The organism is Brevibacterium otitidis, assembly GCF_042429315.1.
GTDB classification, from domain to species: domain Bacteria; phylum Actinomycetota; class Actinomycetes; order Actinomycetales; family Brevibacteriaceae; genus Brevibacterium; species Brevibacterium otitidis.
In genome coordinates this window covers 1-4,602 of record NZ_JBHMAU010000108.1, presented here as the reverse complement: position 1 = coordinate 4,602, position 4,602 = coordinate 1, and the positions used below count along the sequence as shown (strand labels likewise).

At 65.0% G+C, this 4,602-nt stretch carries 7 protein-coding genes; 4 read left to right on the top strand and 3 right to left on the bottom strand.

The window, feature by feature from the left end; translation table 11 throughout:
• Positions 1–492 precede the first annotated feature (492 nt).
• A complete protein-coding gene (locus tag ACFFN1_RS13810) occupies positions 493–693 on the top strand; it encodes a hypothetical protein (protein WP_376841413.1) in 201 nt (66 codons plus the stop codon).
• A gap of 16 nt (positions 694–709) precedes the next feature.
• On the opposite strand, the gene ACFFN1_RS13805 is transcribed toward ACFFN1_RS13810, so the two are convergent.
• The 3 genes from ACFFN1_RS13805 to ACFFN1_RS13795 are packed head-to-tail and all read right to left on the bottom strand — an operon-like array spanning position 710 to position 2,512.
• Positions 710–1,585 (bottom strand): recombinase family protein, encoded by an 876-nt coding sequence (locus ACFFN1_RS13805; RefSeq protein WP_376841415.1) that lies wholly within the window; start codon positions 1,583–1,585, stop codon positions 710–712.
• The gene (locus ACFFN1_RS13800) at positions 1,516–2,235 is read right to left on the bottom strand and encodes a recombinase family protein (protein WP_376841412.1); all 720 of its coding nucleotides are present in this window, start codon (positions 2,233–2,235) and stop codon (positions 1,516–1,518) included. Before ACFFN1_RS13800 ends, ACFFN1_RS13805 begins: the two co-directional genes overlap by 70 nt.
• Before the next feature lie 4 nt (positions 2,236–2,239).
• Positions 2,240–2,512, bottom strand: a complete 273-nt coding sequence (locus tag ACFFN1_RS13795) for a hypothetical protein (RefSeq protein ID WP_376841411.1) — start codon at positions 2,510–2,512, stop codon at positions 2,240–2,242.
• Here ACFFN1_RS13795 and ACFFN1_RS13790 point away from each other — a divergent pair.
• Genes ACFFN1_RS13790 through ACFFN1_RS13780 form a run of 3 tightly spaced genes read left to right on the top strand, consistent with a single transcriptional unit; the run spans position 2,438 to position 3,788 of the window.
• Positions 2,438–2,935, top strand: coding sequence for an ATP-binding protein DrrA1-3 family domain-containing protein (locus ACFFN1_RS13790; protein WP_376841414.1), 498 nt, complete (start codon positions 2,438–2,440; stop codon positions 2,933–2,935). The genes ACFFN1_RS13795 and ACFFN1_RS13790 overlap by 75 nt on opposite strands.
• On the top strand, positions 2,932–3,486 hold the full coding sequence (locus ACFFN1_RS13785; RefSeq protein WP_376841410.1) for an ABC transporter permease: 555 nt from the start codon (positions 2,932–2,934) through the stop codon (positions 3,484–3,486). Before ACFFN1_RS13790 ends, ACFFN1_RS13785 begins: the two co-directional genes overlap by 4 nt.
• Positions 3,483–3,788: a hypothetical protein gene (locus tag ACFFN1_RS13780; RefSeq protein ID WP_376841408.1), complete on the top strand. Its 306-nt coding sequence runs from the start codon at positions 3,483–3,485 to the stop codon at positions 3,786–3,788. Before ACFFN1_RS13785 ends, ACFFN1_RS13780 begins: the two co-directional genes overlap by 4 nt.
• The last annotated feature ends 814 nt before the right edge of the window (positions 3,789–4,602 follow it).

Below are 4,602 nucleotides of genomic sequence, written 5' to 3'. Positions count from 1 at the left end.
GTGGTGGTGCCGAATCGGCACCACCACAGCCCACCTGCGTGCGCGAGACGGAGGAAGGTCAACGGGGCCGGAAAATTTCCGGTACCGTTCGCCTGCCGCAGCCGGGGCGTGTGCGGTCCCGCAAAATTTGCAGGACCGTGCACCGGGGCACGGTGGTGAAAAATTTTCATCCCCGTCAACGCTCGCCACTGTGGTGCCAATGTGGCACCACTGTGACATCGGGACGGGCTGACGGTGACGGCAACTTGCAGGCACCGTCGAGCCCCGCGGGTTCGGGTGCTGACGGTGCGGGAAAATTTCTCCCACCGTGAAGCCTGAGCGGTGGCTGTCACGGGGGTGCCGAATCGGCACTCCCGTGACAGCCACCGATCTCGGAGTCCTGACGGGTACGACAGCACTGAACATGCACATATAGAAGCTCGCATCCGCTTAGATGGCTAGATGTAGTTGTTGCTTTTTCTGGCCGCGGGTGTATGTGCGCACCTGTCAGGTGTGAACAGCATCCCGACACCCCAGACCCGGACCACTGCCCGAGACCACGCCGAGTTCGTGGAGACTTCGACGAGCACCGTCGCCGAGACGGAGCGCGAACGCATCCGCGCCGCCGCCCGTGAGGCCGCCGCGCAGTTCCCGCCGATGAGCAGCGAGCTGGTCACCCTGGTGCGCAACACCCTGCGCGGGCGCACCCGGTGACCAGCCCGCGGCAGGGTCATCGGGTGCGGGGCTCCATGAGCACCCGGCCCGGTTCGAAGGCGTTCTGACCGTGGTTCTGCGTCTGCTGGATACGGATGTCGAATCCCGCCTTGATGATCGCCCGCTGCTCCGCCAGCGACAGCTCACTCCAGGCCGCCCGCAGGTCCGGGGCCGTGACCAGAGCCTTGACACGGGCATCGGTGATCGGCGGAATCAGCTCCCGCTCCGCATCCGCGATCTGCGGACGCAGGGTCTGCTCGACCTTCGTCAGCGTGTCCAGATTCAGCTCCCCGGCGGTGTACTGGGCGATCGCTTCATCCAGACGAGTCTGCAACGCCGCCCGGCGATCCTGCGCCGCATCAGCCTTCGCGACCCACTCCCTTCCATCGTTACCGGTGAGCCGGGCGAGGTTCTCAGGGCTCTCGAACCAGGCCAGCACCGCCTCCTTGACGTAGTCATCCAGACCCTGCTGGGCGATCGTCGTCTTGTAGCAGCCACGGAAGCCGCAGTAGTACTTCACCGCATCCGCCTGCTTCTTCCGGCGCAGCACCGCCCGCTTCAAGGGGCGTCCGCAGTAGTGGCACTTGGCAATGTGGGTCATCAGCGTCTTCGCCTGCGTACCACCGCCGCCCTTGACCCTGCGGCCCGGGTCGGCGAACAGACGCTGAAGCCGCTGGAACGTCTCCCAATCGATTAGCGGCTCCCACTGCGCCTCCCCGATAATCTCGCCCTGATAGACCCGCTTACCGGCGATCGTGGGGTTCTCCAGCACCTGGCGGACCGTGTTCGCCTCCCACCCGCGCGGGGCCTCGGTCCAGGACTTCATCGGGGTCGGCTCCCCAGCATCCTGGAGCCGCATCGCCACCGAGTGCAGCGACTTACCCGCCAGCACGTCACGGGCCGCATCCCTGACGATCTGGCCCTTGTGCGGGTCAGGCTCCTGCCGCAGCAGCACCCCGATGAGCTGGTCATAGATCCGCCGGTACCCATACGGGAGGCGGCCGTGGGGCGTCCGCGCTCGGCGTTGAGCTTCACGGTGCGCAGCTGACGTTCGCGCATCGTATCCGCGTCGGCTTCGGCCCGTAAAAACTCCCACCCCATCGCAAACGAGTCATCCGATCGGGTGAAGTCGTACACGCGTCCGTGGGTGAGGTAGAGGACGTTGGCTCGGCGGCAGGCCTTGCGCAGCTGCACGTAGACCTCCAGGTCACGCATGGCCCTGAAGGGTTCCCAAGTGACGAACCCGCCATGCTTGCCTTCCTCGATCAGGGCCATCACCTCGTCGAAGCCCTCGCGGATCTTCTTCCGCCACTGCGAGGCGGAGCGGTCGGAGTCACGCACGATCACGTCCGGGTACCAGCGCAAGGGCTCGCACCAGGACACGCAGTCCAGCAGCTGGTCGTTGATCGAGCGCATGAGCTTCTTGCGGTCCTGAGAGGCCCGCCCGTAGACGATGGCCGGCGTCCAGTCGTCGTCAGCGACCTCCCGCAATCGTGCGATCGAGGCTTCCAGGTTCGTGGAGAGTTCGGGGGCTTCGAGCATGGAGTCAGTAGTGGTGGTCATGGACATGAGGTACGCCTGCCTTGCCTACCCCCCTACCTCCTGACTCGACGAACCGACCACCGGTCTGGATCCGCGCAGCAGGCTGGCGCTGTGGGACATCATCCGCGAGCTCGTCGGTGACGGCACCACGCTGCTGCTCACCACGCAGTATCTCGCAGAGGCCGATCAGCTCGCCGACGACATCGCCGTCATCGACGGCGGATGCGTCATCGCCGCAGGCACCGCCGATCAGCTCAAAGCCCAGGTCGGCGGGCATCGGGCGCAGATCACCCTGGCGGATGTCGCTGACGGCGGGACCGCAGCGGAGATCCTCACCCGGTACGGGCTCGGCGAGGTCGAGTCGGCGCCGGGCGGGCGGACCTTCTGCGTCGCAGTCGAATCCGGGCCGATGACGCTGCAGCGGATCCTCACCGACCTCACCGCCGCCGACATCGAACTCCACGACGCCGGCATCCGCCGGCCCACCCTCGATGACGTGTTCATGCGCCTGACCGGGCACCGGGCCGACGAGGACGGTGAGGGCGGCGACGTGGTCGAAGCGAGGACCAGAGAAGCAGAGCCGCCGGGAGAGGCAGAGCCGCCTGAGGCCACCGGCCCGCCCACCAGCGCATCCGCTTCCGAGGCGGCCACCGCCTCGGCGCCGGCAGAACCGTGTGCAACCGGACAGGAGACCCGATGACGACCACCGCTGAACCCGCTGCAGCCGCGGGGCTGCATCTGACACCGGCGGTGTCCTCGCCGCTGTCGCGGTTCCTCTACGATTCGGCGACGGTGACGAAGCGCAACCTCATCCGGCTGCGCCGCAGCCCCGACATGCTCATCTTCGCGGTGCTGCAGCCGATCATGTTCGTCATGCTCTTCAGCCAGGTCTACGCCGGGTCGATTGCGGTTGAGGGCACCGACTACACGCAGTACCTCATGGCCGGGATCTTCGGGCAGACGGTCATCTTCGGTGCGACGTTCTCCGGTGCCGCGCTCGCCCAGGATCTCAAGGAAGGGATGATCGATCGGTTCCGCACCCTGCCGATGACCCCGGCGGCCGTACTCGTCGGGCGGACGCTGTCGGACCTCGTGCTCAACGGGCTGTCGATGATCATCATGATCCTCACCGGTCTGGTCGTCGGCTGGCGCTATACGACCGACATCTGGCACTTCCTCGCCGGGCTGGGCCTGCTGCTGCTGTTCAGCTATGCGTTCAGCTGGGTCATGAGCCTGCTGGGCAGTCGGTGAAGTCGCCGGAGACGATCAACAACGCCTCCTTCATCGTGCTGTTCCCGCTGACGTTCATCTCGAACGCCTTCGTCCAGTCGCAGAATCTCCCCGGAGTGCTGCGGGTCATCGCCGAATGGAATCCGGTCTCAGCGCTCGTGCACGCAGCCCGCGTGATGTTCGGCAATGTCGGCACTGCTCCCGTGCCCGAGGCGTGGCCGATGCAGCATCCGGTGCTCACCGTGTTCATCGGCTCGGCTCTCATGATCGTGGTGTTCGTGCCGTTGGCGGTGCGCAAGTACACGTCGATCAGCTCGCGGTGAGCGGCAGTCACTACTGCCAAGGGGAGTCTTCATCCGGGCCGAACACCTGTCACAGGTGTTCGGCCCGGCCGTATGACGGGGCCTGAAGCGCTTCTCAGCTGGCGCAGGTCAGGGCTGTGCGTCGGCTCCTTTCGGTGGACCTCGACGCAGTTGTCTTTAGGGAGGACCAAGGCGGCGACGAAGACGCAGACCGGCAGGAACGTTCCCTCAGCCCCACTGGGATCTAACGCCGATGCGGTCATGGCGATGAATGCGCTCAGAACGAGTCTAAGGTCGCAGCGCCCGGAGAATCGCGCTTTCGACTCCACTTGCGTGGAAAGCTACGGGTCTGAGCCCATGCACGTGTCGACTCTGCCGTGGCACCGTTGCAGGAATTGTCAGCGAGGCGAAGTGACGTCGATCTGGCGGAGGTCCCGTCGCTGAAGCTCTCCCCAATTGGATCGCCGATGGTGCCTGGTGCGAACCTGCTTCTTGCGCATCTCGGGGATGTGGTGAAAGTTACATTATCCACGTACGTTGGGCGGCGCAACGGGTCAATCCGTCGAAATGGTGCGGTGCTGGGAGCGTCGAAGGTTCGAATGCCGTGCGTTTATTTCCACCGTCTCTGATTCTTTCCTGTTCTAAGCCACGGTGCCGCCTGTGAGGCTACCGGTCACAGGTGACAACACCTTCCTCGAGTGGACGGAGAGAGTGTCTGTCTTTGTCAAAGGGGCTCTTCCGGTTTCAGAGTGCGTGACGCGGTCTCTGACTGCCGGGTGTTGGTGATGAATGAGGGGCGGGCCTTGGGTGAAGATAGAAGTTCCTCAACTCGTCT

Coding starts and splice junctions, on each gene's coding strand:
- ACFFN1_RS13800 (WP_376841412.1), bottom strand. CDS start 2,235: ATGCTCGAAGCCCCCGAACTCTCCACGAACCTGGAAGCCTCGATCGCA.
- ACFFN1_RS13795 (WP_376841411.1), bottom strand. CDS start 2,512: ATGCCCGCCGACCTGGGCTTTGAGCTGATCGGCGGTGCCTGCGGCGAT.
- ACFFN1_RS13785 (WP_376841410.1), top strand. CDS start 2,932: ATGACGACCACCGCTGAACCCGCTGCAGCCGCGGGGCTGCATCTGACA.